Consider the following 24,293-nt stretch of genomic DNA (forward strand, 5'->3'; position numbering starts at 1 on the left):
CAGGCGGCTCGCCGTGGACCCACCCGGCGGAGCGGTGGTGCGAGAGGACATAATGCGACGCGTGACAACGGCAGCTCCCACCATCAGTCAGCGGGTCCACTCGCTGAACCGGCCGAACATGGTCAGTGTCGGCACCATCGTGTGGCTGTCCAGCGAGCTGATGTTCTTCGCCGGACTGTTCGCGATGTTCTTCACCGTCAAGGCGCAGAACTCTTCCGGCCAGTGGCCGCCGCCGTTGCACGGCGAGGAGTTCCACCTCAACGTGGCGTACGCGATCCCGTTCACGGTGATCCTCGTGCTGTCCTCGCTGACCTGCCAGTTCGGCGTGTTCGCCGCCGAGCGCGGTGACGTCTACGGCCTGCGCCGCTGGTACATCATCACGTTGATCATGGGCGCGATCTTCGTCGGCGGCCAGGCCAACGAGTACCACAACCTGGTCGAAGAGGGGATGACGATCCCGTCCGGCCCGTTCGGCACGGTCTTCTACCTCGCGACCGGGTTCCACGGCCTGCACGTCATCGGCGGGCTCATCGCCTTCGTGTACCTGCTCATCCGCACGAAACTGAGCAAGTTCACGCCCGCCCAGGCCACGTCGGCGATCGTCGTGTCCTACTACTGGCACTTCGTCGACATCGTGTGGGTCGGCCTCTTCGGTGTGATCTACCTCCTTCCGTAGATCCGCCTCAGCCGCCACCACCTTCACCATCGGCCTGAACTGACAGCAAGGGTTGCCGCAAGATGACCACCAGCACGAAAACGTCGGAGCGCCGCTACCGCGCGCGGTCGAAGCTGCGGAGGCGGTTCGCCGGCCTGCTCGCGCTCGGTATCGCGCTGGTGGGCGCCGGCGCCCTGTACGCCGTGTTCGCCCCGGAGCCGCAGACCGCGCAGGCCCAGGGCACGCCGGCGCAGCTGCGCCTCGGCGAGCAGGTCTACAACAACACCTGCATCGCGTGCCACGGCGCGAACCTCGAGGGCGTGCAGGACCGCGGGCCGAGCCTGATCGGCATCGGCGACGCCGCGGTGTACTTCCAGACTTCTTCCGGCCGCATGCCCGCCGCGCGCCAGGAGGCGCAGATCGAGCGGAAGCCGCCGAAGCTGACCGAGGCCGAGATCGACGCGGTCGGCGCTTACATCCAGGCGCACGGCGGCGGCGCCCAGCGCCCGGCGGAGAAGGGCGAGGCGCTGCGCGGCTCCGACCCGGCCCGCGGTGGCGAGCTGTTCCGCCTCAACTGCGCGTCGTGCCACAACTTCACCGGCCGCGGCGGCGCGCTGTCCGCCGGCAAGTACGCGCCGAACCTGGACCCGGCCAGCGAAGAGCAGATCTACACGGCCATGCTCACCGGGCCGCAGAACATGCCGAAGTTCTCCGACCGGCAGCTGTCGCCGGAGGAGAAGAAGGACATCGTCGCCTACGTGAAGTCGGTGTCCGACGGCAACAACAACCCGGGTGGTAACGGCCTCGGCGGGGTCGGCCCCGCTTCCGAGGGCGTGATCGCCTTCATCGTCGGGATCGCCGCGCTGATCGGCGCGACGTTGTGGATTGGATCGAAGGCATGAGTGCCGAGGGGCCTAAGCCGCCGACGGAGGCGGAGCTGGCGGAGATGGACCGCGACCAGCTGGTCAAGCTGGGCGGCGCGCTCGACGGGGTCGAGATCGTCGAGTACCCGACCCCGTGGCCCGTGGAGGGCACCCGCGCGGAGAAGCGGGCCGAGCGCCTGGTGGCGTTCTGGTTCGCCCTGTCCGCGCTGGCCGGGATCGCGTTCGTCGTCTCGCTCATCTGGTGGCCGTGGCAGTACGAGGCGCCGGACAACGAGAGCGCCCACTTCTGGTACAGCCTGTACACCCCGATGCTCGGTCTCACGCTCGGCCTGGCCATCCTCGGTCTCGGCATCGGCGTGATCCTGTACACGAAGAAGTTCGTGCCCGCCGAGGTCGCGGTGCAGGAGCGCCACGACGGCGACGGAAAGGGGTCGGCCGAGGTCGACCGCGCCACGATCATCGCCCACCTGGCCGACGCCGGGAGCCGCAGCACCATCGCGCGCCGGTCGCTGGTCAAGCGCACGGCGATCGCCGGGGCCGGCGCACTGGGCCTCGCGGCCGCGGCGCTGCCGCTCGCGTCCTTCATCAAGGACCCGTGGAAGGACACCGACAACCGGGCGTCGCTCTGGCACACCGGCTGGCTGCCGAACTACCCCGGCGAGAAGGTCTACCTGCGCCGCGACACCGGCAAGCCCATCGAGGTCGAGCACGGCAAGGAGACCGAGGTCCCCCTGCTCAAGGCCGAGGACCTCGACGCCGGCGCGATGGAGACCGTGTTCCCGTTCCGCGAGTCCGAGCGGAACGACGCCGAGGCACTGGCGGCCGCGCTGACCCGGATCGACAACCCGGTCATGCTGATCCGCCTGCGCCCGACCGACGCCGCCAAGGTGGTCAAGCGGGCCGGCCAGGAGGACTTCAACTTCGGCGACCTCTACGCGTACACGAAGATCTGCAGCCACGTCGGCTGCCCGACCTCCCTGTACGAGCAGCGGACCAACCGGATCCTGTGCCCGTGCCACCAGTCGCAGTTCGACGCCCTCCACTACGCGAAGCCGATTTTCGGCCCGGCGACCCGTCCGCTGGCCCAGCTACCGATCACGGTGGACGAAGAGGGATACTTGATCGCGCGAGGCGACTTCATCGAGGCCATCGGTCCGGCCTTTTGGGAGCGTAAGTCATGAGTTCACTCACCACGCCGACCAAGGGGTCGAGCCCGGTCGAAAAGGCACTGGCCGACGCCGCGGACAACGCCGACCAGCGGTACCACGCGGCCAAGGGCCTGCGGCACCAGCTGAACAAGGTGTTCCCGACCCACTGGTCGTTCCTGCTGGGCGAGATCGCGCTCTACAGCTTCATCATCCTGTTGCTGACCGGGGTGTACCTGACGCTGTTCTTCGACCCCTCGATGCAGGAGGTCGTCTACCACGGCAGCTTCAAGAACATGCAGGGCCTGGAGATGTCGCAGGCCTTCCGCACCACCCTGGACCTCTCGTTCGACGTTCGCGGTGGGTTGTTCATGCGGCAGCTGCACCACTGGGCGGCGCTGATCTTCGTGGCGTCGATGGCCGTGCACATGCTGCGGATCTTCTTCACCGGCGCGTTCCGGCGCCCGCGTGAGGCCAACTGGGTGATCGGCGGGCTGCTGCTGATCCTCGGGTGTTTCGAGGGTTTCTTCGGGTATTCGCTGCCGGACGACCTGCTCTCGGGTACCGGTATCCGGGCGACGTTGTCGGGGATCGTGTTGTCGGTGCCGGTGATCGGTACCTGGATCCACTGGGCGCTCTTCGGTGGGGAGTTCCCGGGCGATCAGATCATCCCGCGGTTGTACACGCTGCACATCCTGCTGCTGCCGGGCATCATGCTCGCCCTGGTCGGGGCGCACCTGGCGCTGGTGTGGTATCAGAAGCACACCCAGTTCCCGGGGGTGCGGCGCAAGGAGACCAACGTCGTCGGTGTGCGGATCATGCCGTACTTCGCGTTGAAGGGCGGGGCGTTCTTCACCCTGGTCGTCGGGGTGCTGGCGTTGATGTCGGGGTTGTTCCAGATCAACCCGGTGTGGAACTTCGGCCCGTACAACCCGGCGCAGGTGTCGGCGGGCTCGCAGCCGGACTGGTACATGGCCTGGGCCGACGGCATGCTCCGGATCTGGCCGGCGTGGGAGGTCTACCTCGGGAACTACACGATCCCGGCGGTGTTCTTCCCCGGCGCGATCGGCATGCCGGTCCTGATCGGCCTGCTGCTGGCCTACCCGTTCCTCGAGCGCAAGCTGTCCAAGGACACCGCGCACCACAACCTGCTCCAGCGGCCCCGGGACGCCCCGGTCCGCACGGCGCTGGGCGCGATGGCGCTGGGCTTCTTCCTGGTCATCGAGCTGTCGGGCTTCAACGACATCATCGCCGACAGCTTCGACATCTCGCTGAACGCGACGACGTGGGCGGGCCGCATCGGCGTGCTCATCGTGCCGCCGATCGCCTACTACCTGACCTACCGGCTCTGCCTGGGTCTGCAGCGGGCCGACCGCGAGGTGCTGGAGCACGGCGTCGAGACGGGCATCATCAAGCGGCTGCCGCACGGTGAGTTCATCGAAATCCACCAGCCGCTCGCCGGCGTCGACAGCCACGGCCACGCGGTCCCGCTCGAGTACCAGGGCGCGTCGGTGCCGAAGAAGATGAACAAGCTGGGCTCGGCCGGTCAGGCCGTGCCGGGCACGTTCTGGTCGCCGGACCCGGCCGAGGAGACCGTCGCGCTGCAGCGGGCCCACGGTCACGGGAACGGGCACGGCAACGGCCACTCGATCACCCAGGGCGAGCCGGGCGAGATCGAGACGGCCGAGGCCGCCAAGGGCTCGGACCACTAGCTCCCCAGCACGACGAAGGCCACCTCCCGCGGGAGGTGGCCTTCGTTCGTTTCAGGCTTCGCCGCGCAGCCGTGCGACGGTCTTCTCCGCCCGTGAGACGCGCGTCGCGGGCTTCTTGGCCTCCGCCACCCACCGGACGTACTCGCGCCGGTGTGAGGGCGGCAGGGCCTCGAAACGCGCGGCCGCGTCCGGCGCCGCGGCGAGCGCGGCGGCCAGCTCGTCGGGGACGTCGGTCAATCCTCGGCGCCGATCGCGAAGGCCTGCTCGGTGTCGGCGCGGGAGTACGACCGGAACGCGATGTGCGTGACGGTGTCGAGCACCCCCGGGACCTTCCCGATCCGGCCGGGGATGAGGTCGGCCAGCTCCTCGTGCGCGGACACCTGGACGGTCGCGATGAGGTCGACGTCGCCGGCGCACGAGTAGACCTCGCCGACGCCGTCGATGTCGGCGATCGCCTGCGCCGCGTCCGGGATCGCGTCCGCCTCAACCTGGATCAGCACGATCGCGGTGATCACCTGGGTCCTCCAAGACTCGTCTGCGGGTGTCGCCCGCGATCCTAGGCCGCGGTGTGCGCCAGCCAATGGTCAGCCAGGGCGCGGTCACCGGTGATGGTGACGTCTTCGGCGGGCCGGCGCCGGGTGAGGACGAGCAGCAGGTCCTGGACGGGGCCGGCCAGGGTGACGTCGGCCGCTTTCGTCTCGCGGGCCCATCGGATGCCGTCGGGTGCACGGGTGACCAGCCAGGCCTGGTTCTGGTCCGGGCGGAGCTGGAGGGTCTGGCCGGTGCCGCACAGCTCGGCGAAGTCCGGCCGGAGGCTCGCCGTGATGGGGTTGGACAGCATTTCGAGCCACTCGCTGATCGCGTCCGTCGCGAGGTCAGGGGCCACTTCGATGGCGGTTCCCGTGGTCAGGGCCGCGTCGGCGTGGTGGATCGTGGTGTCGTGGAGCATCCGGCGCAGCCAGAACCTCGCCGGTTGCGGGCCGAAGAACGTCCAGACCGGCGTTTCGCCCGCGTCCAGGGCTGTCTTGGCGAGGTCCTCGGCGCCTTGGCGGAGCCAGTCGGCCCAGGTCGCGGGGGCACCGGGGTCGGCGTCGAGCGGGTCGGGGACCGGCGACGGGCCGGACCGGACGACGTCGGCGGCCCAGCGGTGGGCCTGGCCGATGTGACCGACGAGCACCCGCAGCGGCCAGTCCGGGCAGGTGGGGACGCGGGCGTCGGGGTCGGCGCCGGTGACGGTCTCCGCGAACGCGGCGGTGCGGGCGTGCAGTGCCTCGGCGAGGCTGGTGGTGTCCATGGCCGTACCGTAGGAATTCCACCCGGCTGGAGGTTCGACCGAAGGTGACCGAAGACACACTCGGGATCGGCGACCTCGCCCGGCGGACGGGGGTGCCCGTCCGCACGATCCGTTTCTACTGCGACGAAGGGCTGCTGGAGCCCGCGCGCAGCGTCGGCGGCCACCGCCGCTTCGACGGGGCGGCGATCGACCGCCTGAACCTGGTCCGGCGGCTGCGTGGGCTCGGGTTGGGGCTGCGTTCGATCACCGACGTCCTGACCGGCGCTCGTTCGCTGGACGAGGCGGTGGCTTCCGAGCGCGCGGCGCTGGACCGCGAGGTGGCGACGCTGGCCTGGCGGCGTTCGGTGCTGCGCGCGGTGGAGGAGTCTTCGCCGGCGGACCGGGCGGCCCGGCTGGAGCTGCTGTCGGCGGTGCGGGACGGGTTCTCGGCGCACGAGGCGCTGGTCCGCCTGTGGCACCCGATGACAACGGGCCCGATCCCGCCGGACACGGCCCGCATGTTCCTGGACATCAGCGCGCCGAGGCCGCCGGAGCAGCCGTCGACGGCGCAGGTGGTGGCGTACGCGTCGCTGGTGGTGCTGGCGGCGGACCGGACGCTGGCCGGCCACGTCCGGGCGAGCACGCTGCTGGGCCACGAGCGGATAGCGGACCTGGGCGCGCTCCACGCGGAGGTGGCGGCGGCGTGCTCGCTGGCTTTCGAGCCGGTGGCCGCGGGAGCGGCGCCGGGGCCGGGGGCGGCGTTGGACCGGTTCGTGGCGGCGCACGCGGCGGCAGTGGGGGCGGGGGACACCCCGGAGTTTCGCCGGGCGTTGAACTGCCGGACGGCGCCGGACCGGGATCCGCGGGTGCGGCGGTATTGGCGGCTGGCGGGGGAGGTCACGGGGGAGCCGGCGCCGATGGGGGTCACGCACACGTGGTTGCTGGACGCTTTGGACCGGTCGGTGGCTTGAGCCTGGAAGGGCCGGGCCGGTTTGTTTCGGCGAGCCCAGCGCAGGGTTCCCGGCCGGGCTGAAGGGCACCGAAGCCGGACCGGGGCCACCCCGGCCCGCCTGCCAAAGCCTGTCCGCCTCACCCCACGTGCTCCAGGGAATGTGCCGTCGAGACCAGGTCCAGCCATCCCCGCCACCCGGCCACCGCCGCCGGCTCGGCCCATGGCCTGGTCGTCCGCACCAAGCGCACCCCCGGGCGGGCCAGCCAGCGCAACAGCACCCCCACCTCCTCCGGTGGTGCGCCGTTCAACGGGCCCGGGTCCGGCAGCACCGTCTCCGCCGAGGCCACCAGCGCCTCCACCACCGGCATCGGCGGCACCCCGCGCCGGGCCACGCCCGCCGAGGCCAGGCGGCCGTAGCGGATCACCGACAGCTCCCAGCCCCCGTTGCCATCCGGGGCCGCCGCGATCAGCTCCGCGATCGATGCCAGCGCCGTCTGGCGGTGGGCGCGGCCCAGTGCCCGGATCAGTCCCGCCAGCTCGTCGCGGTGGCGGGCCGCCTGCTCGAAGTGGCGGGCCTCCGCCAGCCGCTCGACCTGGGCCGCCGCCACGTGCAGGGGGCGGCCGTCGAGTCCCGCGATCAGCCCCGACACCGACTCCACCGCCGGGACGTACGCCTCCACGCTCTGCCGTCCCGCGCACGGCGCTCCGCAGCGCCCCAGCTCCGCCAGCACGCACGGGGTCCCGTTCGCCGTCCGCGGTGAGATCCGCTGGGTGCACGTCCGCAGCCCCGACGCCCCGGCCAAGGTGTCGGCGGTCGCGCGGGCGTCCGCCTGGTTGCGGAACGGGCCCAGCACCCCCGGCCGCGGCAGCCGGACCACCGACAGCCGCGGGAACGCCTCCTCCGTCAGCCCGACCCACCAGCCCTGGTGCCGGTTCTTCGACCGCCGGTTGTACGCGGGCCGGTGCGCCGCGATCAGCCGCAGCTCGCGCACCTCCGCCTCCAGCGCGTGCGCGCACACCACGTGGTCGACGCGCTCGGCCAGCGCGACCATCTCGCGGATCCGGCTCCGGCCCTCCGAACCCGTGAAGTACGACCGCACGCGCCGCCGCAGGTCCTTCGCCGTGCCGACGTACAGGACCTCCTCCTTCGGGCCCTTGAAGAGGTAGACGCCCGGCGCCGACGGCAGGTCCGCCGCCAGGTGCCGCTTCGCCCGCTGCGCCACCGTGACCTCGGGCAGGTAGCTCATCAGCTCTTCGAGCGAATGGACGCCCAGGTTGCCGACGCGCTCCAGCAGCCCGTGCAGCACGTCGACCGTCGCGCGCGCGTCGTCGAGCGCCCGGTGCGTCGGTCGCGTCCGCGCCCCGAACAGCAGCGCCAGCGCGGTCAGGTTGTAACGGCCCACCTCGTCGCGCGGCACCACCCGCCGGGCCAGCCGGACCGTGCAGACGACCGTCAGCTTGGGCCAGACGTAGCCGTGTCCTTCGCACGCCGCCCGCATGTGGGACGTGTCGAACCCCGAGTTGTGCGCCACCAGCACCGAACCGCCGATGAACTCCAGGAACGCCGGCAGCACCTCCTCGATCGGCGGCGCGTCGTAGACCATCGCCTGCGTGATGCCCGTCAGCGACACGATCTGCGGCGGGATCGCCATCCCGGGGTTGACGAGCGTCGCGAACTCGCCCAGCACCTCGCCCGCGCGCACCTTCACCGCGCCGATCTCGGTGATGCCCGACGGCCCCGGCGCGGCCCCGGTCGTCTCGAGGTCGAACACCACGAAAGTCGTGTCCCGCAAGGGAGTTCCGAGCTCGTCGAACGCGAGCTGTGCCTGGATCGAACGCATGTGCGGAGCCTAGAGGCGACCACCGACAGTTTTCGGTCGCGCCCGGTCCGTGTGCCGTGCGGCGCGTGATTCCGGGGCGGGGCCTACCCTGGACCGATGCACCCGCAGCCGCTCGTGCCGGAGCCGCCCGAGGACCCCGCCGGTCCGTCGGGTGTCGCCGCGCGGCCGGAGCGGGCCGACGACCCCGCCGGGGAGCCCGCCGACCAGGCCGGGCGGCCGGATCCGGCCACCTGGCCGGCGCTGCCCGAGCCCGTCCGCGACCGGATCGCCGAGCTCTCGGCCGCCGCCGTCGCGAAGCTGCCCGCCACGGACGTGCCCCGCCAGCTGCGGCCCGTCGCCAAGTTCGCCCCGGCCAAGCGGGCCAAGCTCGGCGGTGCCGCCCTGCTCACCGCGCTCGGCGAGTCGGCCCAGTTCCGGACCGCGGTCATCGAATGGCTGCGCGAGCACCGCACCGACGCGCTCGACCCCAACGCCGCCGATTCGGTCGCCGCGGCGGCCGCCGCCGTGCTGCTCGGCGAGTCCGGTGCCGCGGGGCGGGTCCGGCTCGTCGCCAAGAACGCCGAGGAAAACTCGCTGCGCGCCGAACGTGACGCCGCGCTGGCCCGCAGCCAGCGCCTCGAAGCCGAGCTCACGCAGCTGCGCGTCGAGCTCGCCGAGGCCAAAAAAGCCGCTGAAGGCGCGCGAGGCGAGCGCGAGGGCGAAGTCGAGAAGCTTTTGAAACGCCTTCGCGAGCAAGGCGTCCAGCTCCGCCAGGCCAAGGACGCGGCCGAAGCGGCGGCCGCCGAGACGGCGCGCGGGTCCGCCGCGCGCGCCGAGGAGATCGCCGCCCTCACCGCCCAGCTCCAGCGCGAACGCCAGCGCGTCGCCACCGAACGCGCCCGCGCCGAACGCGCGGTGGGCGACGCCGAAATCGCCCGCCAGTCCGCCCGCGAGGCCCGCGAGGCCGACGAGGTGCGGCTGGCGCTGCTCATCGACACCATCGACGGCGCGGTCACCGGCCTGCGCCGCGAGCTCGCCCTCGGCGCCCGCGGGGCGCGGCCCGCCGACATGGTCCGCGGCGCCAGCACCGGCACCGGCCAGGGCGGCAAGATCGCCGACGTGTCCACGTTGGACCGCTACCTGGCGCTGCCGAACGTGCACCTGATCGTCGACGGCTACAACGTCACCAAGACGGGCTACCCCGAGCTGGCGCTGGCCGACCAGCGCGACCGCCTGATCCACCAGTTGTCCGCGCTGGCCGCGCGCACGTCGGCCGAGGTGACGGTCGTGTTCGACGGCGCGGGCGTGCTGTCGGTCCCGGCCTCGGTGCCGCGTGGGGTGCGGGTGCTGTTCTCCGACCGCGGGGTGCTGGCCGACGACGTGATCCGCAACCTCGTCGCGGCCGAGCCCGCGGGCCGGCCGATGGTCGTGGCGACGTCCGACCGCGCGGTGGCGGACTCCGTGCGCGGCGGCGGCGCCCACCCGACGCCGTCCGCGGTGCTGGTGAGCCGCTTGTCGCGGGTCTGACCAGCCGGCCGAAGTGCAGGTCAGCCGCCTCTTCCGAGGCCGGTCGACGGAAATTGTCGGTGGTGGCGCCTACCGTGCTCCTCAGTCAGTCCCGGCGTGAGGAGGAGCACATGAACGACACCCCCGACCTGTCCGAAGTGGACGTCTCGCACATTTCGGTTTCGGACATCGAAAACGTGGTGGTCGACTGCGATCGCTGCGTCGTCCGCGGCATTTCCTGCCATGACTGCGTGGTGACCGTGCTGCTGGGCGCGCCACCCGCCGTCGTGTGGGACGCCGACGAGCGGCGGGCCCTGGACGCGTTCGCCGACGCGGGGATGGTGCCCCGCCTCCGGCTGGTCGAAGGACCCCTCCCGAACACGGCCTGACCCCCGTTTCGTGTCGGCGCGCCGAGTGGTCGATCGGATCAGGTGAACGGTATGTAGCCGAATTGGCTCCGGAAGAAACCCCAGCGTGTAACGCCGATCACATGTTTTCTCCCCTGCTGGTCCGATGGTGTTTCCGGGCGCTACGGAGAGTTTTTGCCCCCCGGGTGGTGGACGTGGTGGCGGTCTTTTCGTAACCTGTCCGAGATCTCGTGGCCCCTGGCCGTCGAAAAGGGCGGCGACGCGGGATCGCCGCCGGACGCAGCTTTGTCGGGAAGCTGGGAACCGGAACCACCACCGCGTGCGGAACCTGTTGCAGCAGAAGACGGCTCGCGCGCGGGGCGGGACAGCGGCGAAGAGGACTACCCCCGACCTCTTCGTGCCCCGGTCCCCTCGGCGGCCGAGACGCAAAGGAGACCCGCGCGACCGTGCAGTCGCATCCAGTTAGGCGCGTGGTTTCAGGTGCCCTCGCCGCGGCTTCGGTGATCACCCTCGTCACCATCGCCCAGCCGACGGCCACCGCCGCCCCCATCCCCGTCCTCCAGGCCCCGCCGACCGGTTCGGACGCCCTCGCCCAGTACCGCGACCTCGCGGCCCAGGCCGAAAAGCTCAACGAAGACCTGCTCAAGGCCCAGGACGACCTGAAGGCCAAGCAGGGCGAGCTCGACAAGGCCACCGCCGACGTCAACGCGGCCAAGGACCAGGCCGCTTCGGCGGCCGAGAACCAGAAGAAGTACCAGACCCAGGTCGACAAGTTCGCCGGTGCGTCGTTCACCAGCGGCGTCCAGCTGAACAAGCTGTCGGCGCTGCTGGCCGGGACGTCCACTCAGGACTTCCTCGACCGCTCCTCGGCCCTAGAGGTCATCGCGACCGAGAAGAACGGCGCGATGGGCAATCTCACCGGCGCCGTCCAGCAGGCCACCGATGCCACGAACAAGGCTTCCGACGCGGCGAAGCGCGCGACTGACGCGCGGGACGCGGCGGCGAAGCTGACCGACGACATCCGGGCCAAGCAGAAGACGCTGAACGACCAGATCGACCAGCTGAAGGCGGCCAACAAGAGCCTGAGCGCGGCCGACAAGGCCGCCCAGGGCGACAAGGGCGGCTCGCCCACCGGCCTCAAGGCGCCCACCGCGGCCGCCCAGACCGCGCTGGACGCGGCGCTGGGCAAGCGGGGCAGCGCGTACGTCTGGGGCGCCACCGGGCCGAGCACGTTCGACTGCTCGGGCCTGATGCTGTGGGCCTACAAGCAGGCGGGCATCACGCTGCCCCGGTCGAGCCGCGAGCAGTCCACCTTCGGCGCCGCGGTGCCGCGGGACCAGCTCCAGCCGGGCGACCTCGTGTTCTACTACTCGCCCGTTTCGCACGTCGGCATGTACATCGGCGACGGCAAGATGGTTCACGCGCCCGACACCGGTGACGTCGTGAAGATCTCGCCGCTGCAGAGCCAGTACGCGGGAGCGCGACGCCCGACGTCGTGACCTGACGCACCAAGCCGAAGGGGCGGTACCGCACACACGCGGTGCCGCCCCTTCGGCGTGTCATCCGAGGGACGGGGCTTCGCCACCCGGACCCCCGAACGAAGTGAGGTGGGGGCCGCTAGCCTCAGGGGCGTGCTCAAGACCCTGCTCGTGACCAACGACTTCCCGCCGCGGCCCGGGGGGATCCAGAACTACCTGAACTCCCTGGCCACCCGGCTGCCGGCGGACGACCTGGTCGTCTACGCGCCGTCGTGGGAGTCGCGGACGGGGTCGCACGAGGAGTTCGACGCCGAGGCGCCGTTCGAGGTCGTCCGGCACCCGACGTCGCTGATGCTGCCGACGCCGGACGTCCTTCGCCGCGCGAAGCAGATCATGCGGGCGCACGACTGCGAAGCCGTCTGGTTCGGTGCCGCCGCGCCGCTCGCGCTGCTGGGGCACTCGCTGCGCCAGGCCGGCGCACGTCGCGTCGTGGCGGCCACGCACGGCCACGAAGTCGGCTGGTCGATGCTCCCGGGCTCGCGGCAGGCGTTGCGGCGCATCGGGGACACCGTGGACGTCCTCACCTACGTCAGCCGGTACACGCGCGGGCGGTTCGCCGCCGCCTTCGGCCCGATGGCCGGGCTGGAGCTGCTGCCGTCCGGAGTGGACACCGAGCTGTACCGGCCGGACCCGGCCGGGCGCGCGGAAGTCCGCGCGCGCCACGGCCTGTCCGACCGCCCCACGATCGTGTGCGTGTCCCGGCTCGTCCCGCGCAAGGGCCAGGACCAGCTGATCCGCGCGCTGCCGGCGATCCGGCGGCGCGTCCCGGACGCGGCGCTGCTGATCGTCGGCGGCGGCCCTTACCGCAAGACGCTCACCGGCCTGGTCGGCGAGCTGGGGCTGGCGGGCGACGTCGTGTTCACCGGGTCGGTGCCGTGGGCCGAGCTGCCGGCGCACTACGCCGCGGGCGACGTCTTCGCCATGCCGGCCCGCACCCGCGGCAAGGGCCTCGACGTCGAGGCGCTCGGCATCGTCTACCTGGAGGCCTCGGCGACCGGCCTGCCGGTGGTCGCGGGCAACTCCGGCGGCGCGCCCGAGACGGTGCTCGACGAGGTCACCGGGCACGTCGTCGAGGGCCGGGACGTCGGCCAGCTCGCCGAGACACTGGCCAGCCTGCTCGCGGACCCCGTGCGGGCCCGCCGGATGGGCGAGGCCGGCCGCGCGTGGGTGAGCGAGAACTGGCGCTGGGACACCATGGCCGCGCGGTTGTCGGGGCTCCTGGACGGCGACCCGGTGGCCGCCGTCCGCTGAGGCGTCACGGCGTGTAGAGCGCCGGGTGCCGCGGATCGTCGACGCGCACGACGACGTCGGCGAGCGAGCTCGGATCGACCTCTTCCTCGTACCGCTCGTAGGCCGGGACCGCCCAGGCGTCCGGCACGCGGCGGCGCAGGGCGGCGGGGGAGAGCCACAGGTGCACGGCCAGGTCGAAGGCCAGGCCGGTGCCCAGCAGCAGTTCGCCGTCGAGGAGGACCACCCCGCCTTCGGGGAGCGGCACCCGCTCGGCGCGGGTCGCGCGGTCGCGCTCGGCGTCCCACAGCGACGGCAGGACCTCGCCGGAGCCGGTTTCCCCCAGCGGGTCGAGGACTTCGCGGCGCAGGGCGCCGAGGTCGAGCCAGTCGGTGTAGCGCGCGTCGGGGTCGGTGCGGCCGCGCTCGAAGCGCAGGGACGCGGGCCGCAGGAAGTCGCGCGCCGAGACGCGCAGGGCCGCGCGGCCGCGCAGGCGCAGCGGGTCGACCAGGGCGTCGGCGAGTTCTGTGGTTTCCGTCGCACCCGCCGCGCCGTCGACGGCGACCGCGATCCGTCGGCGCCCGGTGAGCGCGGCGATGCGTTCGGTCAGCTCTTCGGCCAGGACGGCGGGGGAAATCGGGCGGTAGCGCACGGATGACGATCCTGCACCCGGACCGGGGCCGGGTTTTGTCGTACCCCGGTGGAATGATGCCGGCATGACTTCTTCAGTGGGGAAGACGGCCGATGTCGGGTGGAACATCGGGGTTTCCCGCACGCTGCCCTACACCGCCGGGACGGTCTGGGAGTTCCTGGTCAGCCGCGACGGCGTCGCCATCTGGCTCGGTCCCGGGGTCGAGCTGCCGCGGGAGACCGGCGCGGAGTACGAGACGGCCAACGGCACGGTCGGGGAGATGCGCAGCTTCGTCGAGGGTGACCGGGTGCGGCTGACGTGGCGGCCGAGCGACTGGGACCACGATTCGACGGTCCAGGTGCGGCTCAGCGGCTCGGGCGCGAAGACCACGTTGCGGTTCCACCAGGAGTGGCTTTCGGACGCGGAGGAGCGCGAGCAACAGCGGGCATACTGGCAGGACGTGACCGAGCGCGTGGTGGCGGCACTCGCCGAGCGCTGAGGCTGACTGCATGGGGGCGGCGATGACGGCGATCGAAGTGGCCGAGGACTTCGCGCAGGACGCGCACCTGTTCGCGGCGATGCTGCGCGCGGGCGGGCCGGTGCGCCGGGTCCGGATGCCGCGTGGCCTGGACTGCTACGTCGTCACGGACTTCGCTCTGGCGCGGGCTCTGCTGGCGGATTCCCGGCTGCACAAAGACAACCGGCGTGCGTACGAGCTGTTCGAGGCGAAGTTCCCGGCCGGGGCGACCAGCCAGGGCGGCTTCGGCGAAGCGCTCGGGCGGCACATGCTCAACACGGACCCGCCGGACCACTCGCGGCTGCGCAAGCTGGTGAACAAGGCGTTCACCGGGCGGACGGTGGCCCGGCTGCGGCCGCGGATCGAGGAGATCACCACCGAGCTGCTCGACGCGCTGGCCGGGCAGGAGCGGGCCGACCTGCTGCCGTCGTTCGCCGCGCCGCTGCCGATCACGGTGATCTGCGAGCTGCTGGGCGTCGCCCCGGAGGACCGGACCGAGTTCTCCGCCTGGTCGAAGACGCTGCTGAGCTCGTCGACGCCGGAAGACGCGCAGCACGCGGCGCAGAGCATGCTCTCCTACCTCACCGGCCTGGTCGAGCAGAAGCGCGCCGAGCCGGCCGAAGACCTGCTGTCGGACCTGGTGCACGCGAGCGACGACGGCGACTCGCTCTCGCAGGACGAGCTCATCTCGATGGCGTTCCTGCTGCTGGTCGCCGGCCACGAGACCACGGTCAACCTGATCGCCAACAGCGTCCTGGCGCTGTTGCGCGAGCCGCAGCAGCTGGCCCTGCTGCGCGCCGACCCGTCGTTGATGCCGGGCGCCGTCGAGGAGTTCCTCCGCTTCGACGGCCCGATCCACCTGGCCACGCTCCGGTTCACCGCGGAGGCGGTCGAGGCGGGCGAGGTGACGATCCCGGCGGGCGAGTTCGTGCTGATCTCGCTGCTGGGCGCGAATCGCGACGACGAGCGGTTCCCGGACGCGGACCGCCTCGACGTCACGCGGGCGGCGGGCGGGCACCTGGCCTTCGGGCACGGCATCCACTACTGCGTCGGCGCGCCCCTGGCCCGCCTGGAGGCCGAGATCGCGCTGGCCGGCCTGCTGGCGCGGTTCCCCGGCCTGGCGCTGGACGCGAAGCCGGACGAGCTGCGCTACCGGTACAGCTCGCTGGTGCACGGACTGGAGGCGTTGCCGGTCCGCCTGCGATGACATCGTAGGGTCGGCCCCTATGGAAGCCGACTTGCTCGCCCTGGACGCCCAGCACGTCTGGCACCCGTACGCGCCGATGCCGGCGAAGGTGCCTTCGCTGCTGGTCACCGAGGCGAGCGGGGTCCGGCTGAAGCTCGCCGACGGCCGGGAGCTGGTCGACGGGATGTCGTCGTGGTGGTCGGCCGTCCACGGCTACCGGCACCCGGTGCTCGATGCCGCCCTCGCCGAGCAGGCCGGGCGGATGAGCCACGTCATGTTCGGCGGCCTGACCCACGAGCCCGCGATCACCCTCGCGAAGACCCTGGTCGACGTGACGCCCGAGGGCCTCGAGCACGTCTTCCTCTGCGACTCCGGCTCGGTGTCGGTCGAGGTCGCCGCGAAGATGTGCCTGCAGTACCAGCGTTCCCGGGGACTGCCGGAGAAGCGCCGGCTGCTGACCTGGCGCGGCGGCTACCACGGCGACACCTTCACGCCGATGAGCGTGTGCGACCCCGACGGCGGCATGCACTCGCTGTGGCGCGGCGTGCTGCCCGAACAGGTCTTCGTGCCGGCCCCGCCGTCCGGGTTCGACACCCCGCCCGATCAGTCCTATGTGGACATGCTGGCGGACGCGATCGGCGCGCACGCCGGGGAGCTGGCCGCGGTGATCGTCGAACCGGTCGTGCAGGGTGCCGGCGGGATGCGGTTCCACCACCCCGCCTACCTGCGTGCGCTGCGGGAACTGACCGAGGCGCACGACGTGCTGCTGATCTTCGACGAGATCGCCACCGGCTTCGGCCGCACCGGCGCGTTCTTCGCCGCCGAGCACGCGGGCGTGACGCCGGACGTCCTCTGCCTCGGCAAGGCGCTGACCGGCGGCTACCTGAGCATGGCGGCGGCGCTGTGCACCCCGGAGGTCGCGGCGGGGATCTCCCGCGGCGCGCTGCCGGTCCTCGCGCACGGGCCGACGTTCATGGGCAACCCGCTGGCCTCGGCCGTGGCGAACGCTTCGCTGGGTCTCCTCGCCGGCGGCGCGTGGCGGCAGGACGTCAGCCGGCTCGAAAAGGGCCTGCTGGACGGCCTGGCACCGGCGCGCGACCTCGGCTCGGTCGTCGACGTCCGGGTGCTCGGCGGGATCGGCGTGCTGCAGCTCGACCACCCCGTCGACATGGCGACGGCCACCGACGTCGTCACCGCGCAGGGCGTCTGGCTGCGGCCGTTCCGGGACCTCGTCTACGCGATGCCGCCTTACGTTTCGACTGACGACGACCTGGCCGCGATCACCCGCGCGATGCTTGCCGTGGCGGAAAAGGCGTGAATTCAGCACATCGGGTGTGACCACGCGCACACCGAGACCCGAAGGTCTCTCATCGTCGCGCTCCGTGCCGTTGCGCGGTCCGCACCACGCGATCGGCGGAGGTTCCCGCGCGCTTTTCGCCTGAAAGGTCCGGCGAACCGAACCGATCCGTACCGGGACAAACGCGAGAAATGCTTGCGTAGCGGACTTTTCGCGCGGTATCGGCGATCCTGCCCCCATGATCGAGATCGTTCGTGGAGAACACGACACCGGACCCCCGACGACCCCCAAGTTCCTGGAGAACCTCAAGCACGATGTCCTCGCTTCGATAGTCGTCTTCCTCGTCGCCGTCCCCCTGTCCCTCGGCGTGGCCTTCGCCGCCGGGGCGCCGCTGCTCTCGGGCCTGATCTCCGCCGTCGTCGGCGGGCTGGTCGCGAGCGCCTTCGGCGGATCGCCGCTGCAGGTCAGCGGCCCGTCCGCCGCCCTCACCGTGGTGCTGGCCGACACGATCGCCACCCACGGCTGGCCCGTCACCTGCGCGATCACCGTCGCCGCGGGCCTGCTCCAGATCCTCTTCGGCCTGACCCGCCTCGCCCGCGCCGCGCTCGCCGTGTCGCCGGCCATCGTCCACGGCCTGCTCGCCGGCATCGGCGTCACGCTGGTGCTCGGCCAGCTGCACGTCGTGCTCGGCGGTTCGGCCCAGGGCTCGGCGCTGGCCAACGTTCTCGCGTTGCCCCGGCAGATCGCCGCGCACCACGACCAGGCCGTGCTGATCGGCGTGGTCACCCTCGCGGTGCTGCTGGCGTGGCCGCGGCTGCCGAAGCCCGTCCGCCGCGTGCCCGCGCCGCTGGCCGCCGTCGCGCTGGCCACCGGCCTTTCCGTCGCGGCCGGCATGTCCCTGCCGCGCGTCGACCTCCCGGCCGGGCTGCCCACGCTGAACGTCGTGCCACGGCTGCCCGACGGCGGCTGGGGCGGCTTCGCGGTCGCCGCGCTCACCATCGCGCTGATCGCCGGCCTGGAGAGCCTGCTGTCCGCGGTCTCGGTGGACAAGCTGCGCGGCGGCCCGCGCACCGACCTCGACCGCGAGCTCATCGGGCAGGGCGCGGCGAACGTCGCCGCCGGCGCGCTCGGCGGGTTCCCGGTCACCGGCGTCATCGTCCGCAGCATGACCAACTACGAAGCGGGGGCGCGCACCCGCGCGTCGGCGATCCTGCACTGCGCCTGGATCCTCGCCGCGTGCCTGCTGTTCACCGGCGCCCTGCGGCTGATCCCGCTGGCCGCGCTCGCCGCGCTGCTCGTGTACGTCGGCGCGAAACTCGTGAACCTGCACGGGCTCAAGGAAGTGCGGCGCCACGGCGACCTGCCGGTGTACGCCGTCACGCTGGCCGGCGCGGTCGCCGTCAACCTGCTGACCGGTGTCGCCGCGGGGGTCTTGCTGGCGCTGGCGATGATGCTGCGGCGGATGATCTTCTCCGGCATCCACGTCGAAAGGGACGACGGCGACCGCCACCGCGTCGTCATCGAAGGCGCGCTGACGTTCCTGTCCGTGCCGCGGCTGACCCGGGTGCTCGCCGAGGTGCCCGCGCACGCCGACGTCCGGCTGGAGCTGCTCGTCGACTACCTCGACCACGCCGCGTTCGACTGCCTGCGCGGCTGGCAGCAGGCCCACGCCGGGCCGGTGACGGTCGACGAGATCGGGCACCCGTGGTTCGAGCGCGGCACCTCGGGCGCGCCGACCGTGCGCCGCAGCGTCGCCGCGCGCGTCGTGCCGCGGTGGCTCGCGCCGTGGTCGGAGTGGCAGGCCGAGCACGTCGTGCTGCCGGCCCAGCGGACCGCCAGTTCCCTGTTGTGCCGCGGTGCTTCGGAGTTCCACCGCCGCACGGCGCCGCTGCTGCGCGACACGTGGAGCGGGCTGGCGCACGGGCAGCAGCCGCACACGCTGTTCATCACCTGCGGGGACGCGCGGATCGTGCCGAACCTCATCACCACGAGCGGGCCGGGCGACCTGTTCACCGTGCGGAACATCGGTAACCTCGTGCCGCCGGCGGACGGCGACGACTCTTCGGTCGGCGCGGCGATCGAGTACGCCGTCGGGGTGCTCGGGGTCGCCGAGATCGTCGTGTGCGGGCATTCCGGTTGTGGGGCGATGAAGGCGCTGCTCGGCCAGGCGCCGGCCGGGCTCGTGCAGCTCGGCAGCTGGCTGCGGCACGGCGAAGCGACGTTGCGGCGACGGAGCCGGGAGGCTCCGCTGCTGCTCGGCGGGGAGCGGCCCGGTGCCGAGGCCGACCAGCTCGCGCTGCAGAACGTCGTGCAGCAGCTGGAAACCCTGCGCGGGTACCCGGTGGTGGCGGAGGCGCTGGCCCGCGGCGGGCTCCGGTTGACCGGGATGTACTTCGACGTCGGCGCCGCGCAAGTGTCCCTTTTGGACGATGCGGCGCGCGGGTTCGTGCGGGCGGGTGCGCTGGAGCACTGATTACAGCGACTGAAAAGAGTAAGTGACTTGAGTGTTTTCAGTCACTGAAAGTTTCAGTCACTGAAGGCCGGCTTCGGGCGAGGTGGGTTCCGGAGCCGGCCTTCACGTCGTCTCGGTGCGCGGGATGCGTTGTGTCGTCCGGCTTTCAACTGTCACGCGACCGAAATGATCTTGTGAACGACAGGTGAACAGCGCGCCCGATTTGTGACGTCTGGGCTAAATGTTGCCAGTTGTTCACTCGATCGGGTGGTGCATAGCGGACATTTCACACGATTTCCGGTTGCATGGTGATCATGAGACCCCTCGCCGTGCTCCGACACGACCTGCCGGCCTCACTGGTCGTCTTCCTCGTCGCAGTACCCCTGTCCCTCGGCATCGCCCTCGCTTCGGGCGCGCCGGTCGCCGCCGGGTTGATCGCCGCTGTCATCGGTGGCATCGTCGCCGGTGCCCTCGGCGGCTCCGCGCTCCAGGTGAGCGGGCCCGCCGCCGGCCTGACCGTCGTCATGGCCGAAACCATCCAGACGTTCGGCTGGGCCGTCACCTGCGCCATCACCGTCGCGGCCGGCGCGCTGCAGATCCTGCTGGGGCTGAGCCGGATCGCCCGCGCCGCGCTGGCCATCTCGCCGGCCATCGTGCACGGCATGCTGGCCGGCATCGGCGTCACGATCGTGCTCGGCCAGCTGCACGTCATCCTCGGCGGGAAGGCCCAGAGCTCGGCGGTGGAGAACATCGCCGAGCTGCCCGGCCAGATCGTCGCCCACCACGACTCCGCCGCCCTGATCGGCCTGCTCACCATCGCGATCCTGCTGCTCTGGCCGAAGCTCCCGGCCGCCGTCCGCAAGGTGCCCGGGCCGCTGGCCGCGATCGCCACCGCGACGGTCGTGTCGGTGGTCGCCGGGATGACGCTGCCGCGCGTCGAGCTGCCCGGCGACCTGCTGGACGTCCACCTCGTTCCGCAGCTGCCGGACGGCGGGTGGGGCGGGTTCGCGCTCGCCGTCGTCACGATCGCCCTGATCGCCAGCGTGGAGAGCCTGCTTTCGGCGGTCGCGGTCGACCGCCTGCACACCGGCCCGCGCGCCCACCTCAACCGGGAGCTCGTCGGCCAGGGCGCGGCCAACATGCTGTCCGGCGCGGTGGGCGGGCTGCCGGTCACCGGCGTCATCGTCCGCAGTTCCACGAACGTCGCCGCCGGCGCGAAAACCCGGGTGTCGGCGGTGCTGCACGGCGTCTGGGTGCTGCTGTTCGTCGTCCTGCTGGCCGGGCTGATCCAGAGCATCCCGCTGGCGGCGCTGGCCGGGCTGCTGGTGCACGTCGGCGCGAAACTGGTCAACCCCGGGCACCTGAGGACCGTCCTCGCCCACGGCGACCTGCCCGTCTACCTGCTCACCCTCGCCGGCGTCGTCGTGTTCGACCTGCTCACCGGCGTCCTGGCCGGGATCGGCCTGTCGCTGGTGCTGATGCTGCGCCGGACGCTGTGGTCCGGCATCCACATCGAGGCGGAAGGCGACGACCACCGCGTCGTCGTCGAAGGCGTCCTGACGTTCCTGTCGGTGCCGCGGCTGTCGCGGGTGCTCGGCGCCATCCCGGCCGGCGTGCCGGTGCGGCTGGAGCTGGTCGTCGACTACCTCGACCACGCGGCGTTCGAGAGCCTGACGACGTGGCAGCAGGCGCACGAGCGCGCCGGCGGCACGGTGGACGTCGACGAGGTCGGCCACCCGTGGTTCGGCGAGGGCAAGGCGGGCCGCCCGACGCGGTCCCGGCTGGCGGCCAGCCGGGCGGTGCCGCGCTGGCTGGCGCCGTGGTCGGAATGGCAAGCGGTGGAAGGGATCCCGGCCCAGCAGACCCGCCGCGGCGCGACCGAGTTCCACCGCCGCGCGGCCCCGCTGCTGCGCGACACGCTGTCCGGCCTCGCCGACGGCCAGCGTCCCCGCACGCTGTTCATCACCTGCGGCGACTCCCGGATCGTGCCGAACCTGATCACGACGAGCGGCCCGGGCGACCTGTTCACGATCCGCAACATCGGCAACCTGGTCCCGCCGGGGCAGGCCGACCCGTCGATGAACGCGTCGATCGAGTACGCGGTCGGGGTGCTGGGAGTGGAGGAGATCGTGGTGTGCGGTCATTCGGGCTGCGGCGCGATGGCGGCCTTGGCGGAGGGCCCGCCGCCGGGGCCGCTGTCGGTCTGGCTCCGGCACGCGGAGCCGAGCGCCCACCGCACGGGCTCGGCGACGCTGGACGGCGGGGTCCCGGACCGCGAAGGCGACCGGCTGGCGCTGCACAACGTGCTGCAGCAGCTGGAGCACCTGCGGGAGTACCCATCGGTGGCGACCGCCGAGGCGGCGGGGAAGGTGCAGCTGACGGGGATGTACTTCGCGGTGGGGACCGCGCAGGTGTACCTGTTCGACGGAGCGGAGCGGACATTCCGCCCGGCCGGCGCCGCTGTGGGGGTGCCGGGAGCGTGAGGTCTGTCGCGGGCCGGGCTCGTTCGGGCCCGGCCCGCGCCTCGGACGCTCGCGGCCCGCGGGAGTCGCCGGTCGGTTTGATCCGCCCCGCCGTGCGGCGGGTCGGGGATGGCCTGCGGGCCCGGCTCGCGCCTCAGGCGGCTCGCGGGGGTGGCCGGTGCTGGTTGGTTGATCCGCCCCCCCGCCTGACCGCGTCGTCCACCCAGGTACGCGTGTCGTCCATCCAGGTACGGCCGCCGGCCCGACCCGCGGACACCCACGGACGACACGCGTACTCAGGCGGACGACACGCGTACGTGGACGGACGACACGGCGGTTACTGGCGGCTCAGGGTTGATCTCCGGCCCCGGCCCCGGCCCCGGCCCCGGCCCCGCGCCTCAGGCGGGTCGCGGCCGGCGCCCGGCCCTGCGGGCGGCATCCTCGCCGCCCGCGTTCGGCACGCGCCGCGTCTCGGTCGGAGATTCGTCGTCCGGGCTCGGGTTCGGACCACCGCCCACCGTCCGCACGCCGGAACCCCGCCCCGACCAGGGAACCTTCCCCAGTCACCCCCGCTCATCCGGTGCCCGCGGTGCGCACCCCCGCCCCGGGTCACTAAGTTGATGGTCCGTGACCATGCTGGTGATGACGGGGACCGGGACCGGGGTCGGCAAGACGATCACCACGGCGGCCATCGCCGCCCTGGCGGTGGCCGGCGGGCAGCGCGTCGCCGTCCTGAAACCCGCGCAGACCGGCGTCGCGCCCGATGAGCCCGGTGACCTCGCCGATGTGCGGCGCCTGGCCGGCCGGGACGTCACCACCCGGGAACTCCGGCGTTACCCCGATCCGTTGTCGCCGGAGGCCGCCGCGCGGCGCAGTGGCCTTCCGTCGCTCGATCCCGGGGAGATCGCGCGGGCCGCGTCCGACCTCGACACCGGGCACGACCTCACCCTGATCGAAGGCGCCGGCGGCTTGCTCGTGCGCTTCGACCAGCGTGGGTCCAGCCTGGCCGACGTCGCGTGGTCGCTCGGCTCGCTCGTGATCGTCGTCGCCGAGGCCGGCCTCGGCACGCTCAACGCCACCGCGCTCACCGCCGAGGTCGCCACGAAGCGCGGCCTGACCGTCGCCGGGGTCATCATCGGCTCGTGGCCCGCCGAACCGGACCTCGCCGCGCTGTCCAACCTCGAAGACCTGCCGGTCGCGGCGGGGGCGCCGCTGCTCGGCGCGCTGCCGGCCGGGCTCGGCGACGCGTCGCCCGAGGAGTTCCTGTCCGCCGCCCGGGCCGGGCTCTCGCCGTGGTTCGGCGGCGAGTTCGACCCCGAGCTGTTCGCAGGGTGCGCTTCCGCCGGGAAGTGACCTGCGTCGCTGTCGTCCCGGCGTGCCGTCGGGCACGATGAGGGACGCTTCCACCACGACCAAGGAGACGCCGTGACCGCAGTCCCGGACACCGATGTCCTCGCCTACGCGCGCGAGCACGTCCTCGAAAACGGCGTCGGCCTGGGCGAAGCCGAGGTCCTGGAGGTGCTGCGGCTGCCCGACGAGCGGCTGCCGGACCTCCTCGCCCTGGCGCACGACGTGCGGATGCGCTGGTGCGGCCCGGAGGTCGAGGTCGAGGGCATCATCAGCCTCAAGACCGGCGGCTGCCCGGAAGACTGCCACTTCTGCTCCCAGTCCGGCCGCTTCCCGACGCCGGTGCGCTCGGCCTGGCTGGACATCCCGAACCTGGTCAAGGCCGCCCGGCAGACCGCCGAGACCGGCGCGACGGAGTTCTGCATCGTCGCCGCCGTCCGCGGTCCGGACCAGCGGCTGCTCTCGCAGGTGCGCGAGGGTGTGAAGGCGATCCGCGCGGACGGCAACGACATCCAGATCGCCTGCTCGCTCGGCATGCTCACGCAGGAGCAGGTCGACGAGCTCGTCGAAATGGGCGTGCACCGCTACAACCACAACCTCGAGACGGCGCGCTCGCACTTCCCGGCCGTCGTCACCACCCACACGTGGGAAGAGCGCGCGGACACCCTCCGGATGGTCGCGAAGGCGGGCATGGAGGTCTGCTGCGGCGGCATCATCGGCATGGGGGAGACGGTCGAGCAGCGCTCGGAGTTCGCGGTGCAGCTGGCCGAGCTGAGCCCGCACGAGGTGCCGATGAACTTCCTGATCCCGCAGCCGGGCACGCCGTACGAGCACTACGAGATCGTCGAGGGCAAGGACGCGCTGCGGACGGTCGCGGCGTTCCGGCTCGCGATGCCGCGCACGATGCTGCGCTTTGCCGGCGGCCGCGAGCTGACGCTCGGCGACCTCGGTGCGGAGCAGGGCATGCTCGGCGGCATCAACGCCATCATCGTCGGCAACTACCTGACCAACCTGGGCCGCCCGGCTTCGGCGGACCTCGAGATGCTCGACGAGCTCAAGATGCCCATCAAGGCGCTCAGTGACAGTCTCTGACGCCGCTTTCTGCGTCCACTGTGGACAGCAGTCGGCCGGCGGGGCGGACCACCCGGCGTGCCACAACCCGAGGACGGCGCTGGAGCCGCCGCGCTACTGCACGTTCTGCGCGCGGCGGCTGGTGGTCCAGGTGAGCCCACTGGGGTGGACGGCGAAGTGCAGCCGCCACGGGGAGACGGCGAGCGGCTGACGCGATCGGGTCCGGCCGCTTTCCGCGCCGCGACACGAC

The 24,293-nt window shown here is 72.2% G+C and carries 22 protein-coding genes; 17 read left to right on the plus strand and 5 right to left on the minus strand.

Going from position 1 to position 24,293, the window contains the following annotated elements; all coding sequences use genetic code 11:
- Positions 1-52 precede the first annotated feature (52 nt).
- From ctaE to qcrB, 4 genes are all read left to right on the plus strand, one after another.
- On the plus strand, positions 53-676 hold the full coding sequence (ctaE, locus tag AA23TX_RS07940) for an aa3-type cytochrome oxidase subunit III (RefSeq protein ID WP_086681061.1): 624 nt from the start codon (positions 53-55) through the stop codon (positions 674-676).
- A gap of 62 nt (positions 677-738) precedes the next feature.
- A complete protein-coding gene (qcrC, locus tag AA23TX_RS07945; protein WP_155541915.1) occupies positions 739-1,557 on the plus strand; it encodes a cytochrome bc1 complex diheme cytochrome c subunit in 819 nt (272 codons plus the stop codon).
- Entirely contained in the window at positions 1,554-2,720 is a 1,167-nt protein-coding gene (gene qcrA, locus AA23TX_RS07950; RefSeq protein ID WP_155541916.1) for a cytochrome bc1 complex Rieske iron-sulfur subunit, read from the plus strand. Before qcrC ends, qcrA begins: the two co-directional genes overlap by 4 nt.
- Positions 2,717-4,396, plus strand: a complete 1,680-nt coding sequence (qcrB, locus tag AA23TX_RS07955) for a cytochrome bc1 complex cytochrome b subunit (protein ID WP_155541917.1) — start codon at positions 2,717-2,719, stop codon at positions 4,394-4,396. The genes qcrA and qcrB overlap by 4 nt, the downstream gene beginning before the upstream one ends.
- Positions 4,397-4,447: 51 nt before the next feature.
- On the opposite strand, the gene AA23TX_RS07960 is transcribed toward qcrB, so the two are convergent.
- The 3 genes from AA23TX_RS07960 to AA23TX_RS07970 are packed head-to-tail and all read right to left on the minus strand — an operon-like array spanning position 4,448 to position 5,690.
- Positions 4,448-4,633, minus strand: a complete 186-nt coding sequence (locus AA23TX_RS07960; protein WP_155541918.1) for a YdeI/OmpD-associated family protein — start codon at positions 4,631-4,633, stop codon at positions 4,448-4,450.
- Positions 4,630-4,911 carry an Lrp/AsnC family transcriptional regulator gene (locus AA23TX_RS07965; protein ID WP_155541919.1) on the minus strand — a complete coding sequence of 94 codons (282 nt, stop codon included), beginning with the start codon at positions 4,909-4,911 and terminating at the stop codon, positions 4,630-4,632. The genes AA23TX_RS07960 and AA23TX_RS07965 overlap by 4 nt, the downstream gene beginning before the upstream one ends.
- A gap of 41 nt (positions 4,912-4,952) precedes the next feature.
- Positions 4,953-5,690, minus strand: coding sequence for a maleylpyruvate isomerase family mycothiol-dependent enzyme (locus AA23TX_RS07970; protein WP_155541920.1), 738 nt, complete (start codon positions 5,688-5,690; stop codon positions 4,953-4,955).
- 44 nt (positions 5,691-5,734) lie between these two features.
- On the opposite strand from AA23TX_RS07970, the gene AA23TX_RS07975 reads away from it, so the two are divergent.
- A complete protein-coding gene (locus AA23TX_RS07975; RefSeq protein WP_155541921.1) occupies positions 5,735-6,640 on the plus strand; it encodes a MerR family transcriptional regulator in 906 nt (301 codons plus the stop codon).
- A gap of 118 nt (positions 6,641-6,758) precedes the next feature.
- Here the strand turns inward: AA23TX_RS07975 and AA23TX_RS07980 are convergent, their stop codons facing one another.
- Positions 6,759-8,462, minus strand: a complete 1,704-nt coding sequence (locus AA23TX_RS07980) for a DEDD exonuclease domain-containing protein (protein WP_155541922.1) — start codon at positions 8,460-8,462, stop codon at positions 6,759-6,761.
- Positions 8,463-8,558: 96 nt separating this feature from the next.
- Between AA23TX_RS07980 and AA23TX_RS07985 the strand changes: the two genes are divergently transcribed.
- From AA23TX_RS07985 to AA23TX_RS08000, 4 genes are all read left to right on the plus strand, one after another.
- On the plus strand, positions 8,559-9,968 hold the full coding sequence (locus tag AA23TX_RS07985) for an NYN domain-containing protein (protein ID WP_155541923.1): 1,410 nt from the start codon (positions 8,559-8,561) through the stop codon (positions 9,966-9,968).
- Between the two features lie 110 nt (positions 9,969-10,078).
- Positions 10,079-10,336: a hypothetical protein gene (locus AA23TX_RS07990; RefSeq protein ID WP_155541924.1), complete on the plus strand. Its 258-nt coding sequence runs from the start codon at positions 10,079-10,081 to the stop codon at positions 10,334-10,336.
- A gap of 425 nt (positions 10,337-10,761) precedes the next feature.
- Positions 10,762-11,814: a C40 family peptidase gene (locus tag AA23TX_RS07995; RefSeq protein ID WP_196425220.1), complete on the plus strand. Its 1,053-nt coding sequence runs from the start codon at positions 10,762-10,764 to the stop codon at positions 11,812-11,814.
- A gap of 132 nt (positions 11,815-11,946) precedes the next feature.
- Complete coding sequence (locus AA23TX_RS08000; RefSeq protein ID WP_196425221.1) at positions 11,947-13,104, plus strand: glycosyltransferase family 4 protein; 1,158 nt, start codon at positions 11,947-11,949, stop codon at positions 13,102-13,104.
- Positions 13,105-13,108: 4 nt separating this feature from the next.
- Here AA23TX_RS08000 and AA23TX_RS08005 read toward each other — a convergent pair whose 3' ends face one another.
- Positions 13,109-13,732, minus strand: coding sequence for a nucleoside/nucleotide kinase family protein (locus AA23TX_RS08005; protein WP_155541926.1), 624 nt, complete (start codon positions 13,730-13,732; stop codon positions 13,109-13,111).
- A 64-nt stretch (positions 13,733-13,796) separates the two neighbouring features.
- On the opposite strand from AA23TX_RS08005, the gene AA23TX_RS08010 reads away from it, so the two are divergent.
- The 8 genes from AA23TX_RS08010 to bsaP all read left to right on the plus strand — a co-directional run bounded on the left by AA23TX_RS08010 (position 13,797) and on the right by bsaP (position 24,254).
- Positions 13,797-14,210, plus strand: coding sequence for an SRPBCC family protein (locus AA23TX_RS08010; RefSeq protein ID WP_196425222.1), 414 nt, complete (start codon positions 13,797-13,799; stop codon positions 14,208-14,210).
- A 22-nt stretch (positions 14,211-14,232) separates the two neighbouring features.
- Entirely contained in the window at positions 14,233-15,435 is a 1,203-nt protein-coding gene (locus tag AA23TX_RS08015) for a cytochrome P450 family protein (RefSeq protein WP_155541927.1), read from the plus strand.
- A gap of 19 nt (positions 15,436-15,454) precedes the next feature.
- Positions 15,455-16,732, plus strand: a complete 1,278-nt coding sequence (locus tag AA23TX_RS08020) for an adenosylmethionine--8-amino-7-oxononanoate transaminase (protein WP_155541928.1) — start codon at positions 15,455-15,457, stop codon at positions 16,730-16,732.
- A gap of 217 nt (positions 16,733-16,949) precedes the next feature.
- Positions 16,950-19,184 (plus strand): bifunctional SulP family inorganic anion transporter/carbonic anhydrase, encoded by a 2,235-nt coding sequence (locus AA23TX_RS08025; RefSeq protein ID WP_155541929.1) that lies wholly within the window; start codon positions 16,950-16,952, stop codon positions 19,182-19,184.
- A gap of 284 nt (positions 19,185-19,468) precedes the next feature.
- Positions 19,469-21,646: a SulP family inorganic anion transporter gene (locus tag AA23TX_RS08030; RefSeq protein WP_155541930.1), complete on the plus strand. Its 2,178-nt coding sequence runs from the start codon at positions 19,469-19,471 to the stop codon at positions 21,644-21,646.
- A gap of 612 nt (positions 21,647-22,258) precedes the next feature.
- Positions 22,259-22,978 (plus strand): dethiobiotin synthase, encoded by a 720-nt coding sequence (gene bioD / locus AA23TX_RS08035; protein WP_196425420.1) that lies wholly within the window; start codon positions 22,259-22,261, stop codon positions 22,976-22,978.
- A gap of 72 nt (positions 22,979-23,050) precedes the next feature.
- Positions 23,051-24,064, plus strand: coding sequence for a biotin synthase BioB (bioB, locus tag AA23TX_RS08040; protein ID WP_155541932.1), 1,014 nt, complete (start codon positions 23,051-23,053; stop codon positions 24,062-24,064).
- Positions 24,051-24,254, plus strand: coding sequence for a biotin synthase auxiliary protein BsaP (gene bsaP / locus AA23TX_RS08045; protein WP_155541933.1), 204 nt, complete (start codon positions 24,051-24,053; stop codon positions 24,252-24,254). The genes bioB and bsaP overlap by 14 nt, the downstream gene beginning before the upstream one ends.
- The last annotated feature ends 39 nt before the right edge of the window (positions 24,255-24,293 follow it).

This window comes from Amycolatopsis camponoti (assembly GCF_902497555.1).
GTDB classification, from domain to species: domain Bacteria; phylum Actinomycetota; class Actinomycetes; order Mycobacteriales; family Pseudonocardiaceae; genus Amycolatopsis; species Amycolatopsis camponoti.

Bases quoted from the DNA above. Each gene is read 5' to 3' on its own strand.
- qcrB (WP_155541917.1), top strand. From the start codon at position 2,717: ATGAGTTCACTCACCACGCCGACCAAGGGGTCGAGCCCGGTCGAAAAG.
- AA23TX_RS07985 (WP_155541923.1), top strand. From the start codon at position 8,559: ATGCACCCGCAGCCGCTCGTGCCGGAGCCGCCCGAGGACCCCGCCGGT.
- qcrA (WP_155541916.1), top strand. From the start codon at position 1,554: ATGAGTGCCGAGGGGCCTAAGCCGCCGACGGAGGCGGAGCTGGCGGAG.
- qcrC (WP_155541915.1), top strand. From the start codon at position 739: ATGACCACCAGCACGAAAACGTCGGAGCGCCGCTACCGCGCGCGGTCG.
- AA23TX_RS07980 (WP_155541922.1), bottom strand. From the start codon at position 8,462: ATGCGTTCGATCCAGGCACAGCTCGCGTTCGACGAGCTCGGAACTCCC.
- bioD (WP_196425420.1), top strand. From the start codon at position 22,259: ATGCTGGTGATGACGGGGACCGGGACCGGGGTCGGCAAGACGATCACC.
- AA23TX_RS08020 (WP_155541928.1), top strand. From the start codon at position 15,455: ATGGAAGCCGACTTGCTCGCCCTGGACGCCCAGCACGTCTGGCACCCG.
- AA23TX_RS07990 (WP_155541924.1), top strand. From the start codon at position 10,079: ATGAACGACACCCCCGACCTGTCCGAAGTGGACGTCTCGCACATTTCG.
- AA23TX_RS08010 (WP_196425222.1), top strand. From the start codon at position 13,797: ATGACTTCTTCAGTGGGGAAGACGGCCGATGTCGGGTGGAACATCGGG.
- AA23TX_RS08025 (WP_155541929.1), top strand. From the start codon at position 16,950: ATGATCGAGATCGTTCGTGGAGAACACGACACCGGACCCCCGACGACC.
- AA23TX_RS07970 (WP_155541920.1), bottom strand. From the start codon at position 5,690: ATGGACACCACCAGCCTCGCCGAGGCACTGCACGCCCGCACCGCCGCG.
- ctaE (WP_086681061.1), top strand. From the start codon at position 53: ATGCGACGCGTGACAACGGCAGCTCCCACCATCAGTCAGCGGGTCCAC.
- AA23TX_RS08030 (WP_155541930.1), top strand. From the start codon at position 19,469: ATGGTGATCATGAGACCCCTCGCCGTGCTCCGACACGACCTGCCGGCC.
- AA23TX_RS08015 (WP_155541927.1), top strand. From the start codon at position 14,233: ATGACGGCGATCGAAGTGGCCGAGGACTTCGCGCAGGACGCGCACCTG.